Source organism: Paraburkholderia panacisoli (assembly GCF_008369935.1).
Classification (GTDB): Bacteria; Pseudomonadota; Gammaproteobacteria; order Burkholderiales; family Burkholderiaceae; genus Paraburkholderia; species Paraburkholderia panacisoli.
This window is the reverse complement of record NZ_VTUZ01000008.1, coordinates 261928-276817: the sequence shown is the minus strand read 5'-3', so window position 1 is coordinate 276817 and position 14890 is coordinate 261928. Positions and strand designations below refer to the sequence as shown.

General features: G+C 60.0%; 15 protein-coding genes. 6 read left to right on the top strand and 9 right to left on the bottom strand.

All coding sequences use genetic code 11. From position 1 onward, the window contains the following. Positions 1–429 precede the first annotated feature (429 nt). Positions 430–561 carry a hypothetical protein gene (locus FVF58_RS54175; protein WP_257030615.1) on the bottom strand — a complete coding sequence of 44 codons (132 nt, stop codon included), beginning with the start codon at positions 559–561 and terminating at the stop codon, positions 430–432. Between the two features lie 464 nt (positions 562–1025). Here FVF58_RS54175 and FVF58_RS14940 point away from each other — a divergent pair, with 464 nt between their 5' ends. Together FVF58_RS14940 and FVF58_RS14935 are read left to right on the top strand one after the other, a co-directional pair. After that, positions 1026–1634 (top strand): RNA polymerase factor sigma-70, encoded by a 609-nt coding sequence (locus FVF58_RS14940; RefSeq protein ID WP_149670677.1) that lies wholly within the window; start codon positions 1026–1028, stop codon positions 1632–1634. Next, complete coding sequence (locus FVF58_RS14935) at positions 1621–1824, top strand: zf-HC2 domain-containing protein (protein ID WP_149670676.1); 204 nt, start codon at positions 1621–1623, stop codon at positions 1822–1824. Before FVF58_RS14940 ends, FVF58_RS14935 begins: the two co-directional genes overlap by 14 nt. Before the next feature lie 96 nt (positions 1825–1920). Here FVF58_RS14935 and FVF58_RS14930 read toward each other — a convergent pair whose 3' ends face one another. Further along, entirely contained in the window at positions 1921–2211 is a 291-nt protein-coding gene (locus tag FVF58_RS14930) for a DUF1272 domain-containing protein (RefSeq protein WP_149670675.1), read from the bottom strand. 136 nt (positions 2212–2347) lie between these two features. Further along, positions 2348–3718, bottom strand: a complete 1371-nt coding sequence (locus tag FVF58_RS14925; RefSeq protein ID WP_149670674.1) for a GntT/GntP/DsdX family permease — start codon at positions 3716–3718, stop codon at positions 2348–2350. 224 nt (positions 3719–3942) lie between these two features. Here FVF58_RS14925 and FVF58_RS14920 point away from each other — a divergent pair, with 224 nt between their 5' ends. Beyond that, the gene (locus FVF58_RS14920) at positions 3943–4926 is read left to right on the top strand and encodes a sulfonate ABC transporter substrate-binding protein (RefSeq protein WP_149670673.1); all 984 of its coding nucleotides are present in this window, start codon (positions 3943–3945) and stop codon (positions 4924–4926) included. 54 nt (positions 4927–4980) lie between these two features. Here the strand turns inward: FVF58_RS14920 and arsC are convergent, their stop codons facing one another. From arsC to FVF58_RS54170, 3 genes are all read right to left on the bottom strand, one after another. After that, positions 4981–5340, bottom strand: a complete 360-nt coding sequence (gene arsC, locus FVF58_RS14915) for an arsenate reductase (glutaredoxin) (protein WP_149670701.1) — start codon at positions 5338–5340, stop codon at positions 4981–4983. A 676-nt stretch (positions 5341–6016) separates the two neighbouring features. Continuing rightward, positions 6017–6349, bottom strand: a complete 333-nt coding sequence (locus FVF58_RS14910; protein ID WP_149670672.1) for a hypothetical protein — start codon at positions 6347–6349, stop codon at positions 6017–6019. A 277-nt stretch (positions 6350–6626) separates the two neighbouring features. Further along, the gene (locus FVF58_RS54170) at positions 6627–6752 is read right to left on the bottom strand and encodes a hypothetical protein (protein WP_281291208.1); all 126 of its coding nucleotides are present in this window, start codon (positions 6750–6752) and stop codon (positions 6627–6629) included. 41 nt (positions 6753–6793) lie between these two features. Here FVF58_RS54170 and parA point away from each other — a divergent pair, with 41 nt between their 5' ends. Next, positions 6794–7456: a ParA family partition ATPase gene (gene parA / locus FVF58_RS14905; RefSeq protein WP_149670671.1), complete on the top strand. Its 663-nt coding sequence runs from the start codon at positions 6794–6796 to the stop codon at positions 7454–7456. A 25-nt stretch (positions 7457–7481) separates the two neighbouring features. Next, positions 7482–8540 carry a ParB/RepB/Spo0J family partition protein gene (locus FVF58_RS14900; protein WP_149670670.1) on the top strand — a complete coding sequence of 353 codons (1059 nt, stop codon included), beginning with the start codon at positions 7482–7484 and terminating at the stop codon, positions 8538–8540. Positions 8541–8632: 92 nt separating this feature from the next. On the opposite strand, the gene FVF58_RS14895 is transcribed toward FVF58_RS14900, so the two are convergent. Then, positions 8633–9982, bottom strand: a complete 1350-nt coding sequence (locus FVF58_RS14895; protein WP_149670669.1) for a replication initiation protein — start codon at positions 9980–9982, stop codon at positions 8633–8635. A gap of 2090 nt (positions 9983–12072) precedes the next feature. Here FVF58_RS14895 and FVF58_RS14890 point away from each other — a divergent pair. After that, on the top strand, positions 12073–13281 hold the full coding sequence (locus tag FVF58_RS14890; RefSeq protein WP_149670668.1) for a DNA-binding protein: 1209 nt from the start codon (positions 12073–12075) through the stop codon (positions 13279–13281). 69 nt (positions 13282–13350) lie between these two features. Here FVF58_RS14890 and FVF58_RS14885 read toward each other — a convergent pair whose 3' ends face one another. Together FVF58_RS14885 and FVF58_RS14880 are read right to left on the bottom strand one after the other, a co-directional pair. Continuing rightward, positions 13351–14433, bottom strand: a complete 1083-nt coding sequence (locus FVF58_RS14885; protein ID WP_149670667.1) for a tyrosine-type recombinase/integrase — start codon at positions 14431–14433, stop codon at positions 13351–13353. Between the two features lie 58 nt (positions 14434–14491). Beyond that, complete coding sequence (locus FVF58_RS14880; protein ID WP_149670666.1) at positions 14492–14890, bottom strand: DUF2471 family protein; 399 nt, start codon at positions 14888–14890, stop codon at positions 14492–14494.

The following is a 14890-nucleotide window of genomic DNA, read 5'->3' as shown; positions in this document are numbered from 1 at the left end:
CAGATGCCAAGGTCCCGGCGCACCGAAACCGTCGTGCACGAACAGGCGGTGGATAACCTCACGCCTCGCAAAGTTATCCACAGAATCGCTGAATAACCTTGTGGATAACTGGTACTTTTGCCTTGTCAATCAAGCATGCCTCCGGTCCATGACGATTTGAGGCAAACGGGTGCTGCGGGGGTTCCTGACCGGAGACAAACCGGAGCCGCCGGCAGCAACGAAGAGCGACGTTGCTATGTGCGCCAGCGCTCATTGAACCTCGCCTCGCGGCGATCTTGGAGCGGACGAACGGGCAATTGGGGGCAAGTAAATTCCCGTTTTCGCAAAAAGGGCGCCGTTTTCATTCGGCGCCCTTTTTTTGCTTCAAAACTTCCTCGATGACGGACTTTCGTCGTCGGCACGACAGTCCGTGACGTGCCCGTCAGCCGATTAGTTACCGAAGAACACGTTGCAGTACGATGCCGGGCCGTTGCACTGCGCCGGAGCCGCAGCGTGGGCTGCGCCGGAAGCGGCTGCAAACAGGGCGACAGAAGCGATCAGGGCGGACAGAATGCGTTTCATGGTGCTACTCCTCTTCAGCGTTTGGTTCGCGATCAGGTGCGATCGATGGCTGAAGAATAGCGATCCAGTGCCTGCTTACAAATACCGAAGACGAGAAGATATTTTTTCAATTACCGAAACAATCTGTAAGGGCTCCGAGGTGACGGTACTTGCTGAAGATCGTCTATTTATACTCCGTGGGCGTGAGAGGACGGGGCCAGATAGCTGGGACTCTTGATTTCAGTTTTCGCAATAATTTTTTTCTTCTGTCGCAACGTGTCATAACGCGCCCGCCCCCGCGACCAAGCTCATCCGGTTATCGCTTTGTCGATGGGCATATGTTCAACACCAATTCGCTTGCGCAAGAGCGTGAGGGAGAATGGCGCACGCACGCGCATCCCGCGCCAGGACACCTACACGTTCATGAACTACCTCGTTTCAAGAGATCACGCGCTTCAGCCGAAGGCGCGGCGGCGGAGCATGCCATGGCGCAGGTAGGGACTGCGGCGCTCGACGATCCCGTTTATCTGACGCAATTGCGGCGCGATCTGGTGCGCTTCGCCCGTTTGCAGTTGCGCGACGCCGCAGCCGCCGAAGACGCCGTGCAGGAGGCACTGGCCGCCGCATGGACGCACGCCGAGCGCTTCGACGGGCAGTCGGAACATAAGACCTGGGTGTTCGGCATCTTGCGCCACAAGCTCGTCGACACCTTGCGAGCCCGGCAACGCACGATCAACCTGTCGGCGCTCGAAACCGAACTCGACGGCGAAGCGCTGCTCGATCGCGAACTGTTCAAGGACAACGGCCACTGGTCGCGCGACACCAAGCCGCGCCCATGGCCGACGCCCGAAACCGCCTTGCGTCGGCAACAGTTCTGGACCTTGTTCGAGATGTGCCTGGAAAATCTGCCCGAACATATCGGACGCGTTTTCATGATGCGCGAATTCCTCGATCTCGATACCGAGGCCATTTGCGCCGAACTGCAGATCAACGCCAACCACTGCAGCGTGCTGATCTACCGTGCGCGACTGCGCTTGCGCACTTGCCTCAGTGAAAAGGGCCTGGCCAGCGAGGATGCGAATGGGGAACTGTAAGAACATCACGCGCCTGTTATCCGACGCGCTGGACCGATCGTTGACGACCGGCGAATGGGTGGCGATCCGGCTGCATCTGCCGACTTGCAGTGGTTGCCGCAACTATCGCAAGCAGATCCGCCTGTTGCGTGTGGCGGCGCATTCGGTGAGCGGGATCGAGACGATGGATGGGGCGGCGCGCGACGAGTGAAGCCTGGCGTGGGTGCGTGGCTAAGCGTCGGCGCCTCCGCGGCATCGCAAGCGTGTATCCACGCGCAGTTCACCGCCTATGCACACCACTGCGGCGTCAACGCTCGTCAGCCGGCGTGTCCCGATAGCGTTCGAAAAACCGCGCGTGCGACGCTTCGTCGATCGCGACAGAATGCGCATCCGTGCTCGCCGGATGCTTCGCCAGCTGCGCGCGCGTGCGAATCGGCCGATGCTGGAAATTGCCGCCGCAATTCGGACAGACATTGCGCAGCCGGCTGAGCGCGCAGACTTCGCAGAACGTGCATTCGTACGTGCAAATCATCGCGTCGGACGCGTTCGGGGGCAGCGACTTGCCGCATCCTTCGCAGGACGGCCTGAGTTCGAGCATGGCGGCGACTCCGCTTTTCTGAGGGCGCAAGGCACGGGGCGCGCCTCGCTTGCCGGCAAGTGTAAGCGGCGCTGGCCGCCCGGAAAAGGCCGCGTGACCATCACATCCCGTCGACGCCCTTGCAGCCGGTGCGTGGTCAGGTCAACACGCTCCACAACACGAGCGTCAGCGCAAGGCCGACGACGGACACGATCGTCTGCAACACCGACCAGACCGCCACCGTCTGTTTCAATTGCAGCCCAAAATATTCGCGCACCATCCAGAAGCCGGCGTCGTTCACGTGACAGAAGAACACCGATCCCGCGCCGATCGCAAGCGCCAGCAGCGAATTGTGCGTCGCGCTCAGGCCGGCGACGACCGGCGCGACGATACCGGCCGTCGTGGTGGTAGCGACAGTCGCCGAGCCCGTCGCCTGACGCAACGCGACGGCGATCAGCCAGGCCAGCAGAATCAGCGGCAGGTGCGCACCCACCGCGATCTTGCCGATGGTCGTGCTGATGCCCGCGACCACGAGTGCCTGCTTCAGTCCGCCGCCCGCGCCGATGGTCAGCAGCAGCGCGGCGATCGGCGGCAAGCTTTTACGCAGAATGCCGCCGACGCGCTCGCGCGCCATCCCACGCGACCAGCCGAGCGCCACCACCGCGAACAGCACGGTGAGGCCGAGCGCGACGAGTGGTTCACCCAGGAAATTCAACGTGTTGAACAGGAACGTCTCGGGCTGAAGCAGCAGCTTGGCGACCGTGCGGCCTAGCATCAGCACCACGGGCAACAGGATCGTGATGAGCGAGATCGCGAAGCTCGGCGGCTCGGCGGTGTTTTGCTGCGCGCTGAAGAGCTTGCCCAGTTCTTCCGGTTCGGCCACATGCATGCGTTTGGACAGCCAGATGCCGTAGAGCGGACCCGCAAGAACCACTGCGGGAATCGCGACGATCAGGCCGAGGCCGAGCGTCAGGCCGAGGTCGGCATGCAGCGCGCTGACCGCGATCAGCGGACCCGGATGCGGCGGCAGCAACGCGTGCAGCGTCGTCATGCCAGCCAGCGCGGGAATCGCGATGCGCAGGATCGGCTGCTGCGAACGGCGCGCCATCACGAAGATGATCGGCACCATCATCACGAGGCCGACTTCGAAGAAGAGTGGCAAGCCGATGATCAGCGCGACCACGGCCATCATCCACGGCAGCGTGCGCGGCGTGGAGTGCTTGAGAATGGTCGAGACGAGCCGGTCGGCGGCCCCCGATTCGGCCATCAGCGCACCGAGCATCGCCCCCAGCGCAATGATGATGCCGACGTCGCCGAGCAACGCTCCCGCGCCTTTGCTGAATGCACTCGCGACCGCTTCGAGCGGCAGGCCGGCGGCAAAACCGGCCGCGAACGTGCCGACCAGAATCGAGAGAAACGGCGCGAGCTTTAGCGCGCTGATGAAAATGATGATCAGTGCGAGCCCAAGCGCACATGACAGTATGAGTTGAGTGTCGTGGGATGCCCACGGCGTAAGTGTTGTCGTCACAGTGTCCCTTTCAATCGAATGACGCAGCCGCGGTCTTGCGGGGAGGACGAATTGTAGCGGCCAGTGGTGGCGCGAGGCGCCGACGCGCGCAGGAGGCGGCCCAGATGCTTCGCCCGCACGCGTGATTTGCTTATGCGAATTTATCGGTTCGCCCAGCTTTGCAGACGAACTATTGTCGGAGCCAATCGGTCCGTTTCGCGTCCGTCTTCTTAACGAGCATCTCCATGTCTCATCATTTTCAACTTACGCGCCGCGCGTTCCTTGCCGGCGCGGGCGCATCGCTGGCCGCCGCCGCGTTGCCCGTCATTCCCGGTTTCGCTTTTGCCGCCGACGCGCACGCCAAAGAGCTTCGCATCGGCTATCAGAAAGCGGCCAGTACGCTGGTGTTGCTGAAGTCGCATGGCACGCTCGAAAAGCGGCTCGCGCCGCTCGGCGTCGCCGTCAAATGGACCGAGTTTCCGGCCGGCCCGCAATTGCTGGAAGGGCTGAACGTCGGCGCGATCGACTTCGGCTATGTCGGCGAGGCGCCGCCGGTGTTCGCGCAGGCAGCCGGCGCGAATTTCGTCTACACCGCCTATGAAATTCCGACGCCGCACGCCGAAGGCATCCTCGTGCATCAGAGTTCGCCGATCAAGACATTGGCCGATTTGAAGGGCAAGAAAATCGCACTGAACAAAGGCTCGGACGTGCACTGGTTTCTGGTCGCCGCGTTGCAGAAGAACGGCGTGAAGTTCAGCGAGATTCAGCCTGTCTACCTCCCGCCCGCCGATGCACGCGCGGCCTTCGAACGAGGCGCCATCGACGCATGGGCGATCTGGGATCCGTTTCTCGAAGCGGCGAAGCGGCAGTCGAACGCGCGCTTGCTCGCGGATGCCGACGGGATCGTGAGCCACCATCAGTTCTTCCTGAGCGCGCGGCCGTTCGCGCAGCAAAACGGCGAGGTGCTGGCGATCGTGATCGACGAAGTCGGCAAAGAGGGCGAGTGGGTGCGAGGTCATTACAGCGAGGCTGCTGCGCAGCTCGCCCCGATTCAAGGACTCGACGCGGGGGTGATCGAAGCGGGCTTGCGGCACTACGCGCATGTGTATAAGCCCGTCGATGCGAAGGTACTTGCGGAACAGCAACGTATCGCGGATACGTTCAGCGATCTGCACATCATTCCGACGAGGATCATCACGAAGGAAGCGGCGCTGCCGACCAGCGTCTAGGGGCGCTGACGGCTATGTGTTGACCCCGTTATGTGATGCGATTTGTTGGGAGGCTCAGGAGAACAGCGCCGCAACGTTCTCCGGTGGGCGGCCAATCACGGCGCGCCCGTTTCGCACGACGATCGGTCGTTGCAGGAGGATGGGGTGCTTCGCCAATGCTTCGTATAACTGAGCGTCGGTCAGTGTGGTATCGGCAAGTTGGAGTTCTTTGTATTCGGCTTCGGTGTCGCGGATCATCGCGCGGACTGGACAGCCCAATTGAGCGTTGAGTTGTTTGAGTTGTGCGACGCTCAACGGCTGTTTCAGGTATTCGATGACTTCAGTCGTTTCGTTGGCGGTGTTGTAGGTGCTGGTGACTAGCTCGCAAGTGGCTCGGGATTTGGAGCAGCGCGGGTTGTGGTAGATCGTGATCATGGCTGTGAAAGTGAGCGTTGTCTGTTGCGGGGAATTTTTCTGCTGTGGGGATTTTAGCGGGTGGGGGTTGGTCTGGGCAGCCCTTCGCTTTGCGTTGAGGACTCGTTGGTTTACGACGATGAGGGTGGACGGGGAATACGGTAGATCTGTTGGAGATAGGAATTTTGCGGCAGAGGGATTGCATGTGTTGGCGTCGGGGATTTCTCGTTTGGTCAGCGGAGGCGCGTAGTTCACAGTGGATTGCGGAACGGCGTCAGCGCTAGATTTTTTGTTCAGGTGATTACGCTTTTTTTGTTTTTGCATCGCTGCACGGGGCAAGTTTGGCAGAGATGCGTGTCGAGGCGCGGATGTGTTCGAAGGTGATGAGAGTCGGGTCGCACGGGGATCGGCAGGAGAAGGTACGTCGGAAACAGTGCGCCGCTCACCTGCGCTACAGACGCGGCCTAACACGGTTTATGTGTAGACAGCAGCACTTGACTCGACAGACAGTGTCTGTTCATTTCGTCACTCCCGACTTGATAGCTGTCGTTCCGGGGCGAGGAAAAGGTCAAGCCCGAAGCCGGGAAGCGGTGCGCCAAAGGCGCAGGCTTGAGGTTCGACTCGTTCCGGAGAATCATCCCCTCAGTCGGGAGTGGAAGACATCTCTGCTGACATTGTCTGACCGGTCGAGTACCGGCTAGTACAGTTTATGCGCATAAACCGTATGCGAAGATAGGCGGCAAATCGCCACGAATTGATCGCGCACCGTGCGCGTCGATGTCACCGGGGTAGAGAATACTTGATCGAGAGGTCCTTCGCCTTCGCCTTCGCCTTCGCCTTCGCCTTCGCCTTCGCCTTCGCCTTCGCCTTCGCCTTCGCCTTCGCCTTCGCCTTCGCCTTCGCCTTCGCCTTCGCCTTCGCCTTCGCCTTCGCCTTCGTTGCCGTTGCCGTTGCCGTTGCCGTTGCCGTTGCCGTTGCCGTTGCCGTTGCGACGCACGTTACCCACAAATGTCGAAACCGAGTGCTGCACAAGCGCACCACCAGTCCATTGAGCACTAGGAGCCAGTCCAAGTCTAGCTGTCGCAAACTTTATGCGCATAAAGTCGACCGCTCGCTATGCAACATGACAACCGCCCGTCGTGACCGCACTCGTCTCTTCGACTGGTCTCGAAGCGCTTCGAGACTCCTCCAAAGTTGGCCATAACGACGCTCGAATAGCAGAGCCAGGTGGGGCGGACGCACGGAGAGATAGCAACGACCCTCGCCCGTCAGCTACTCCGTTGGACATTGCCTAATGTCCGGCCATCCTATTCCGCCAGACCAGCCTTAATCTCGCCGCCATTTCGCTTGCGCCCACGTTTATGCGCATAAACCTTATCCAAACGGCTAATTCTTATCTTGTTTTCCACAAAACGATTGAAATGCGAATTCATCCAGGTAAAATCCATTTGCGCTTAAAAAGAGGAGGTGAAATTTGGCAGCGGAAATCATCGCGGTAACACAACAGAAGGGCGGGGTCGGGAAGAGCACAATCGCGATGCATCTCGGCGCTGCGTTTCACGAGAAAGGCAAACGCGTCCTCGTCGTAGACGCAGACGGCCAAAACACACTGATCCACTGGGCCAGTGCATCATCAGACGGCGACACCGGCATTCCCTTCGCTGTCGTCAATCTCTCCGAAGCAGGCAGCCAGATCCATCGCGAGATCAAGAAGTTCGTGGCTGACTACGACATCATCATCGTCGACTGCCCGCCGTCCATTACCGAAAAGGTCTCTGGCGTCGTCTTGCTAGCGGCGAGCGTCGCAGTCATCCCGACATCGTCATCACCGGCCGACTACTGGTCGAGCATCGGGCTGGTCAAGCTGGTGCAGCAAGCCCAAGTGATGAACGAAGACCTGCGCGCAGTCTTTCTGCTCAACAAGACGGAAGAAAAACGGATGCTGACGCGCGAACTGAAGCGCGCTTTGGAAGAACTCGGCTTCCCTCTGCTGAAGACCCAGATCCCGACGCGCGAAGCCTACAAGCAGGCAATGGCGTTAGGACAAACGGTGCTTCAGATGAACGACCGCGGCGCCAAACTCGCCGCCATCGAAGTACGGGCATGCGCGAACGAAATCGCAGCGTTGCTCCCGTGAAATTTATGCGCATAAAGGACCCTGAATGAAACCCTCCCAATTTGCCAAAGGCTTTCAAGCACGTCCTGATACGACAAGTAGCGAAAAGCGAACCGCTCTCGACCGTCTGAATGCCATCGACGGCCTGGTCAAGAACGGCCCCACGAGTAGCGAAGCCGCAGGACGCGCAATGTCGGCTGTCGTCGTGCCGCAGGACGTCCTGCAGGCCGACACCGCCGACGCAGCCGATGAATCGGCGGCCTACCGCGCGTGGAGGATCGAGCATGGATACCGACCGAACCAGGTCATCGAACTCCCGCTGAAGAGCATCAAGCCGAGCCCATTCAATCCTCGCCACTTCTATCTAAAGGCGTCGATTGCGGAGCTTGCCGTCAATCTGGCAAAGCAGGGGCAGCAGCAGGCGATTCACGTCATTCCCGATTACGACAATCCCGGCACCTACTTCGTCAGCGACGGTGGCCGCCGCGTGCGAGCGTTGAAAGAAGCGAACAAGGAATCGGTGAAGGCGATCGTCATCGATCTGCCGATCGGCATCCAGAGCTACAAGCTCGGCTATGACCTGAACGTCCAACGCGATTCGCAGACGGTCTTCGACAACGCGGTAGTCTGGAAACGCTTTCTCGACGATCGCCACTTTCAGAGTCAGAAGGAGCTTGCCGAACATCTCGGCCTGGACGAATCGACCGTTGCGGTCGCCCTGTCCATCGCGAAGTTGCCGGAGGCCGTCATGCATGAAATGGTCGCGCGCCCGGACCGCTTTGGCTCAAACATGGCGTATCACGTGGGTCGATATCACACCGCCCGGGGTGCCGACGCCACGCTGCGTCTGATCAACAAAATCGTCTCTGACGATCTGAGCACGCGGCAAGTCGCGGACATCGTCAAGGGAAGGGCGAACGCGCAGGAAAGCGTCAAACCGGCGGGCCGGCAGCGCTACGCGCAGCGACTGGAAATCAAACTCGACGGTGTGCCGGTCGGCGATCTCAAATCGTACGGAGATGATCGAATCGAACTGCGTTTGAAGGGTCTCGCGCGCGAGAAGCGTGACGACATCCTGCGACAAATTGAAAAGATGCTGAAGTAAGAGGGAACAGTAGCAACGCGAGAGAGTGGGGCGGCACGCGACTGCGGCCGCCGCTCAGTGAGCGTACTGAGCCCACCAAACTAACCGATCGATCAAGCCACGCGCGATTGGCTCAGCGTGAACGCGAGCAGGTCGCCATCGGTCGGCTCGCCCCAGGTTTTACGCGCCAGCCAGTCGAAGAATGCCGTTTCGACAATTTTCGAATCCAGCCCACGACGACGCCAGTCGTCCCGCATGTGCGTGCCGAGCGCCGGCAACTGTTCTTCCTCGAACGATTGCCGCGCGATTTCCCGCTCAGACTCACCTTGCTCGTTGTACAGTTCGTACGCTTCCTTGCGACGGTGTGCCGAGTATTCGTCGAGCAATCGCGCCTTGAGGTCGTCGGCGGGCGCCGCGACCGCGGCCTTGCCGCCGCCGCCTGAGGGCAACGCTTCGACGGGCGGCGCGTAGCCTTTCTTCAACGCGTCCTTGAACAGCGCGGGCGCGCTGCGCACAGGCGGCAACGACGTGCTGCGCATGCGCTGCTCGGTCATCTGCAAAGCGGCGCGAATACGATTTTCTTCACTGTCGGCATACAGCGTTTGCGCTTCTTTCAGCGGAATGCCGATCTTCACCATCCGATCGACCAACGTGCTGTCGAACACGTTCGGATGTTCGTCGAGCGCGAGCATGGGTTGCTTGCGCTCGGTCACACGAAACTGGATTTCGGCAACACGCCGGCCTTCGCGATGCTCGATCAATTCGACGAAGATATTGGTGACCGCGTTGACTTCGGCAATTGCCGGGCGCAGGTAATCGCGCTTGAAGTACTTGTATTCACGCTTCGCCTCGTCGCCCGCTTCCGTGTCCGGCGTCCCCGACAGAATAGGGCGCCACCATTCCCACGTCTCACGCATCGTCAGATGACTCGGGTTGGTCAGATAGCGCACGCAAATCTCGTACAACGCAAGGCCCGCGCTGCTGCGCAACTGGCTCTGGAATTGGAGACTCAGACGCGCATACTGAACCGGGTCGAGCAGCTTCTTCTTGATCTTCGGCGCAAATGAGAATTCCACCCAGACGCGGCGGGTCGTGGGGTCTTCCAGAATTTCCGCGTCGGCGATCAGTGTAGAAATGCCCCACTTGCGACCCGGCTTCTGGCTGGACGTGCCCGTGCTCCATTCGACCTGCACCGACACCATGCGCCGCAAGTGCTCCTTGACGAGCGCGGTGTCGTTGGAATCGAAAGCGGAATTGGCGACGATGTCGGACAGCAAGGCCCGATACGTGTCGCCCGCTTCATCGGCTTGCTGGGCCACGGCGAGAAGGACGTTGAACAGCTTGCGGGTGAGCAGCGTGATTTTGCCGCTCTTCGGCTGAATCGCAATTGCCTCTACGGCCTTGCGCAATTCGGCCGAGCTCGGGCTGACTACATCGGTCTTCTTGGCGCGTTTCGTGGCCATGCGTCTGGTCAGGGAGGGATTTGGCGAGAGCATACCGGCTGTGGTGATACGCGTCTATAGCGTGCGTCTCACCGTTGCCGGTGAAGCGAGTTTACGAAGCGCGACTCACCTCGAGCAGCTCCCGAAAACCCTCACCTCAACCGTTTTGCACAGATTCGGGCCGTCCTTGCAGGTCGCGGCGTCCGCAAATTCCGTCTTTTCTCCAGCGCGCGCGAACGGCGACCACTTGATCCCGAATCTTCTCACCGTAAAAAATTTTCGCGAATTCCTGGCGGGAACGCGGCCACGCGCAGAGGCGGCCACCTCGAGACGATTCATTAAAGCGCTGCGCACAGTTTCGGCGGCGGGGGAGGGGAGAAGCCGTGGGGGGATCGCTGGTCCTTGCGAGAGGATTTCAGATTGGCACGCGCAGCATGGACGACATCGCCGGTGCATTCGCCGGGATGAACGCGCAACGGATCTCACAGGGAGGCGGTTTGGGGCCCGTGCGATTGGCCCAGCACGGCGCGGCAAGGCCTTGCGCCATGCATCCGAGCGCCGATTCGCACGACTGTGAGCGGCTATGGCGCGGTACTGCCGACTAATGGATGCAGACGAAGTTACTGGAAATGCATACCGACTCAACAGCGGCCTGACTGATCGCGCTAGGGATCTACAACTGCTCGACGATGCCTTTTGGCGGTCACCGACCTGCAGCCCGTCCAACCTCCCCTGAAAAAGCTCACCTTTACTCTGACCGCCGACTTGGAACGACGCGGGCTTCCGAGGCGTCGTGCCTTTGATCGACCGAAAAACCCTCCTGAAAAACCTCACCTTTATACGTCGCAGATGGTGATGGCGGCCTAAACGATCACCTCCCGAAAAACCTCACCATTGAATAGGGAACGATAATATTTCATTAAATTCAATGAGTTAGATTTTTATCCCTCGCAGCGCCGCGTCGTCCACTCCCGTTTTCTCTCACCTTTAGACGGTTTCTGACAGAAGACGGCAGTTGGGATTGCTATCCCAAAGGTCCCGAAAAACCTCACCAATAGAAACTTGGCGCCGCATCGCAGCCATTGTCACGGCTGCATCTGTTGGGCTTTTCCGGGCAATGGAAGCCGTTTTGGTCCCGTATTTCCTCACCTTTATGCCTATAAGGCACTTCCCAAGCTCCCGAAAAGCCTCACCTTTGACCAAAACCGGCAGATCCGGCAATCGAGCAGACCGGCCTCGAAGCCAGTTCCCGAATTTCCTCACCTATAAGATCGCAGGGTCCACCCGCTCGTCGATATCACCGGCGCATTGCTAACGAGAACACAGCCCTGCATCCCGCAAACCCTCACCTTTGGCGCGTGACTGCCCAGAAATCAGGCAGAAATGCCCGTCCGGCCCCGTAAAATCTCACCTTCGCTTCGCGTTTTCTCCTGACTTGGCTCACCATTGGGGGTTACGGCCTCAAATCAGGCCCAAAAATCAGCAGCTGAGACCATCCCGAAAGCGCTCACCTTTGGTTCGGCCGCCACCGGAATGGACTTTCAAGCGCTGCCGGGCGATTCACCCCCACGAGCCCCTGCAAAGTCTCACCTTTGACCAAACCACATGTTTACCTGGTCTCCTGAACCCGCTCACGTTCTGTCCCGGACCCGCTCACCCCGGTCCCCGAACCTCATCACTCCAGCATCCCGCAAGACCTCACCACGTCTCCCGCAAAGCTTCACCTTCCCAGTCTGAAACGCCCGCCAGATAAGGCTTTGCCGTGGCGTTAACGTTTTTAACATGGGTTCAAAGGTGTTTACTTTTATTACTCTCTAGCATTCGCCCCGCGAGTCCTCCGGACAACCACTTTCACCCAACATCGATGCGATTCAATGTTCGTGAAACAGTCGACAATTTACTCATAGCAATCAAAAACTCTTTCTTTACAAGAACTTATTGGCTATTCTTCGCTTTGTTTCACGGCAAATATCAACGACCGCGAGTTGATCGACATCTCCAACACGTAAAAGCACGCCAATTCCACGACATCCCCGTGACAGGAACAAATAGGTAGCAAACGCTACGTAAATTGTTATGATCCATCCAATTCGAGCGACATCGAGGTTGATATGAATCTGGACCAGGAGCGACAAGCCATTCGTGGTGAGCTTGAGGCCATGCGTATTCAAGGGGCGCGGCGGCAGGATTTGTCGCTGCATGCATGCAAGCGGCTGTTTTTCGACCTGGGTATCCGCCCATCCATGGCCGCGGTCCGTGATCTGACGCAGACCGGCAGCGCGAGCGATATTCCGAAGGACATCGACCATTTCTGGGAACGCATCCGCAATGTGTCGCGTGTAAAAGTCGGTGCGGGCGCGATCCCGAAGGCATTGGAAGATCGCGCCGGCGAACTGCTGGGCGCGTTGTTTGAAGAAGCCGTTGCGCATGCGCGAACTACGCTCGACAGCGAACGCGAGGAAATACACGCGCAAATTGCCGCCGCCGAGCAACTCGCACGAGACGCGGAAATCCGTCGGGACGCCTCGGACGAGGCAGTCAAACGTAGCGAACTACGCGCCGAAGCCGCGTGGGATCGGGTTCGAGCGCTCGAAGCCGAGCTATCGAGCGCCACTACGCATGGAAACGTCCACCAGGAAGGCTTGCAGGCAACGGTGCGACGGCTCGATCACGAAAACGAAGCGCTCCGTCAGCGTCTGGACGCCGAGTTCGCAACCAATGCAACACTGCGCGACCGAATCGACGCATTGCACGTCGAATTGCGTCAAAGCACGGAACACTATGCGCAGCAGATAAAAGACGCGGTTGCGGAAGCCGAACGGCGCGTCAAGCCGATGCTCGTTGAACTCGACTCGCTGCGCAGCATGGCGGCCACGTACCAATCGGGCGTGCGCGACGCGAGCCGAAAGGAATTTGAGTTCATTCAACAGATTGCCGCGGCCAAGGCGCGCGGCGACCGGCTCGACGCGCAACTGCGCGAGCAATCGGACGAAGTGGATGCGTTGACGAAAGAAGTTGCCGTGCTGCGCACCCAGCAAGGCATCGACCCGGCGATCGCCAGTCTGCTTTGCTCGCTGGTTGAAGCGGGCCGGCTCACCAGCGACGAATTGAATGCGGTCGGCACTGCGGCGGACGGCCATGTCTCACTTCCGCTGCGCTGCCCAAAATGCGACGAAGGTGAGCCGGAACTGTCGCAAGTTGATCACCGCTATGAATTGCTCTGCCCGGAGTGTGAGCACTCGTCGGGACTCGGCGCATCAAGGCTCGCAGCGGTCAGCCGGTTTCTGTCGAGCGACATGGCCGCGGCTGCGGCCCGGTAGTTCAACACGGTGCGCTAGCGGATAAAACGTCAAAGGTGAGGAAATTCGGGACCAGAAAGGTGAGGCTTTTCAGGGCTCGCCCGCTCCCGGTTTTCTCGTCAAACGCCCGTCGCTTCTGGGCGCGTGCAACGGCGGCGCAGCCGGATCCGGCACATCGGCGGCGGGCGGTTCCTGCTGATCCATCCACGTTTGCCAGGCGCGATACAAACGGTTCGCGGATACGGCTTGCACAAATCCCAGCCATTGTCCGACCAGTTCTGCCTCTACCCCGCTCTCGAATAAATCCGCAGCAAAAGTGTTGCGCAAGGTTTGTGGGCTCGCGCGAGACTTTCGCGACGCGGCAATCCCGGCACCGTCGACCAACGCGTCGACCGCGCGCAGCATGGTGGCTTTGTGCATAGGCCGCCCAGAGGGTGACGCGGGGAACACCAGATTGCCGGCGAGTTCCGCGAGACGACGTTCGGCAAGCCACGCGTCGAGAATGGCTGCCGCGAACGGGGCGAGCCGGGTCCGGCGCGTCAGCAGCGGATTCGCGGACTCGATCGTCACCCACGGCGAGCCGGCATTCACGCAACTAACCGTAAGCGCAGCGGCCTCGCCTGTTTTCAATCCGCCGCCGAGAAACACGGCGATCAACGCGCGATCGCGCCGCTCTCTCCAACGCTGCGCCGCCGACAAAACCGGCAATGGAGAAAAGAGTTGCGCGATCAGCGCGGTTCGTTCGGCATGGGTGAGAAAACCGGTCGGTTCATTGTCGCGCGCGTTTCGCCACGCTGCTTCGCCATCCTGAGCAATGAAGCGTGCCGGGTTTGTCGACGCGGATTCAATTTCGCGTACATGATCCAGCACCCGTTCGATCAGCCGCAAATACCTGATCCGTTGGGGTTTGCGGATATCGAGCCCGGCGACGAATTCGGCGATCTCGTGCATGTCGACCGTGACGGGATTTTTCTGACGCGCACCGAGCCAGTCGAGGAAAAGCCCCCACTGCGCCCGGTAGACGTCAGCGGAAGAACGTCTGAAATGCTGTCTGGCCAGCCACGCGTCGAAAGCGATTTGCGGATCGCGACGCCAGTCCTCGCGTTGCTGATCGAAGAGATCGGTCGATGGCGCAGGGCGGGCAACCGGGTCGGACAGATGAGGAGGTGACATAAGCTATTCTTCCGTTAGTTGCAGCTATTGTAGGCGGCAACAGGCGAAAATACAGCGTTCAGCCGCCCCAAGGCCGAGAGCGCTTCAAGCCCGGGCGGTCCGGCGCAGGCTGAGCGGCGCGGCGCGCGGCTTCCTCATAAGCACTGACGGCGAACGCGAACACCGCCGGCAGCGCAGTGGACGTGCCGAAATCCACGGCTTCGTCCGTTTCCGGATAAGGCAGATCGGACGGACGTTGAAACAGGCCCAGCAGCAACGCGTCGTGCCGGCTGGCGAAGCCGAGGTCCGCCAGCGCCTCGGCTTCGATCGCATGCAGCAGACGCCACGTAAGCGGCACCTGCTGCACGATGTAGCGCGCGGCAATATTGCGCACGATATGTTCGAGATCGCGCGCCGCGGTTTGATAGCGCAGTGCGGCCAGAGCTTGATCGCTAGGATCGGCTTTCGGATTGTTCAT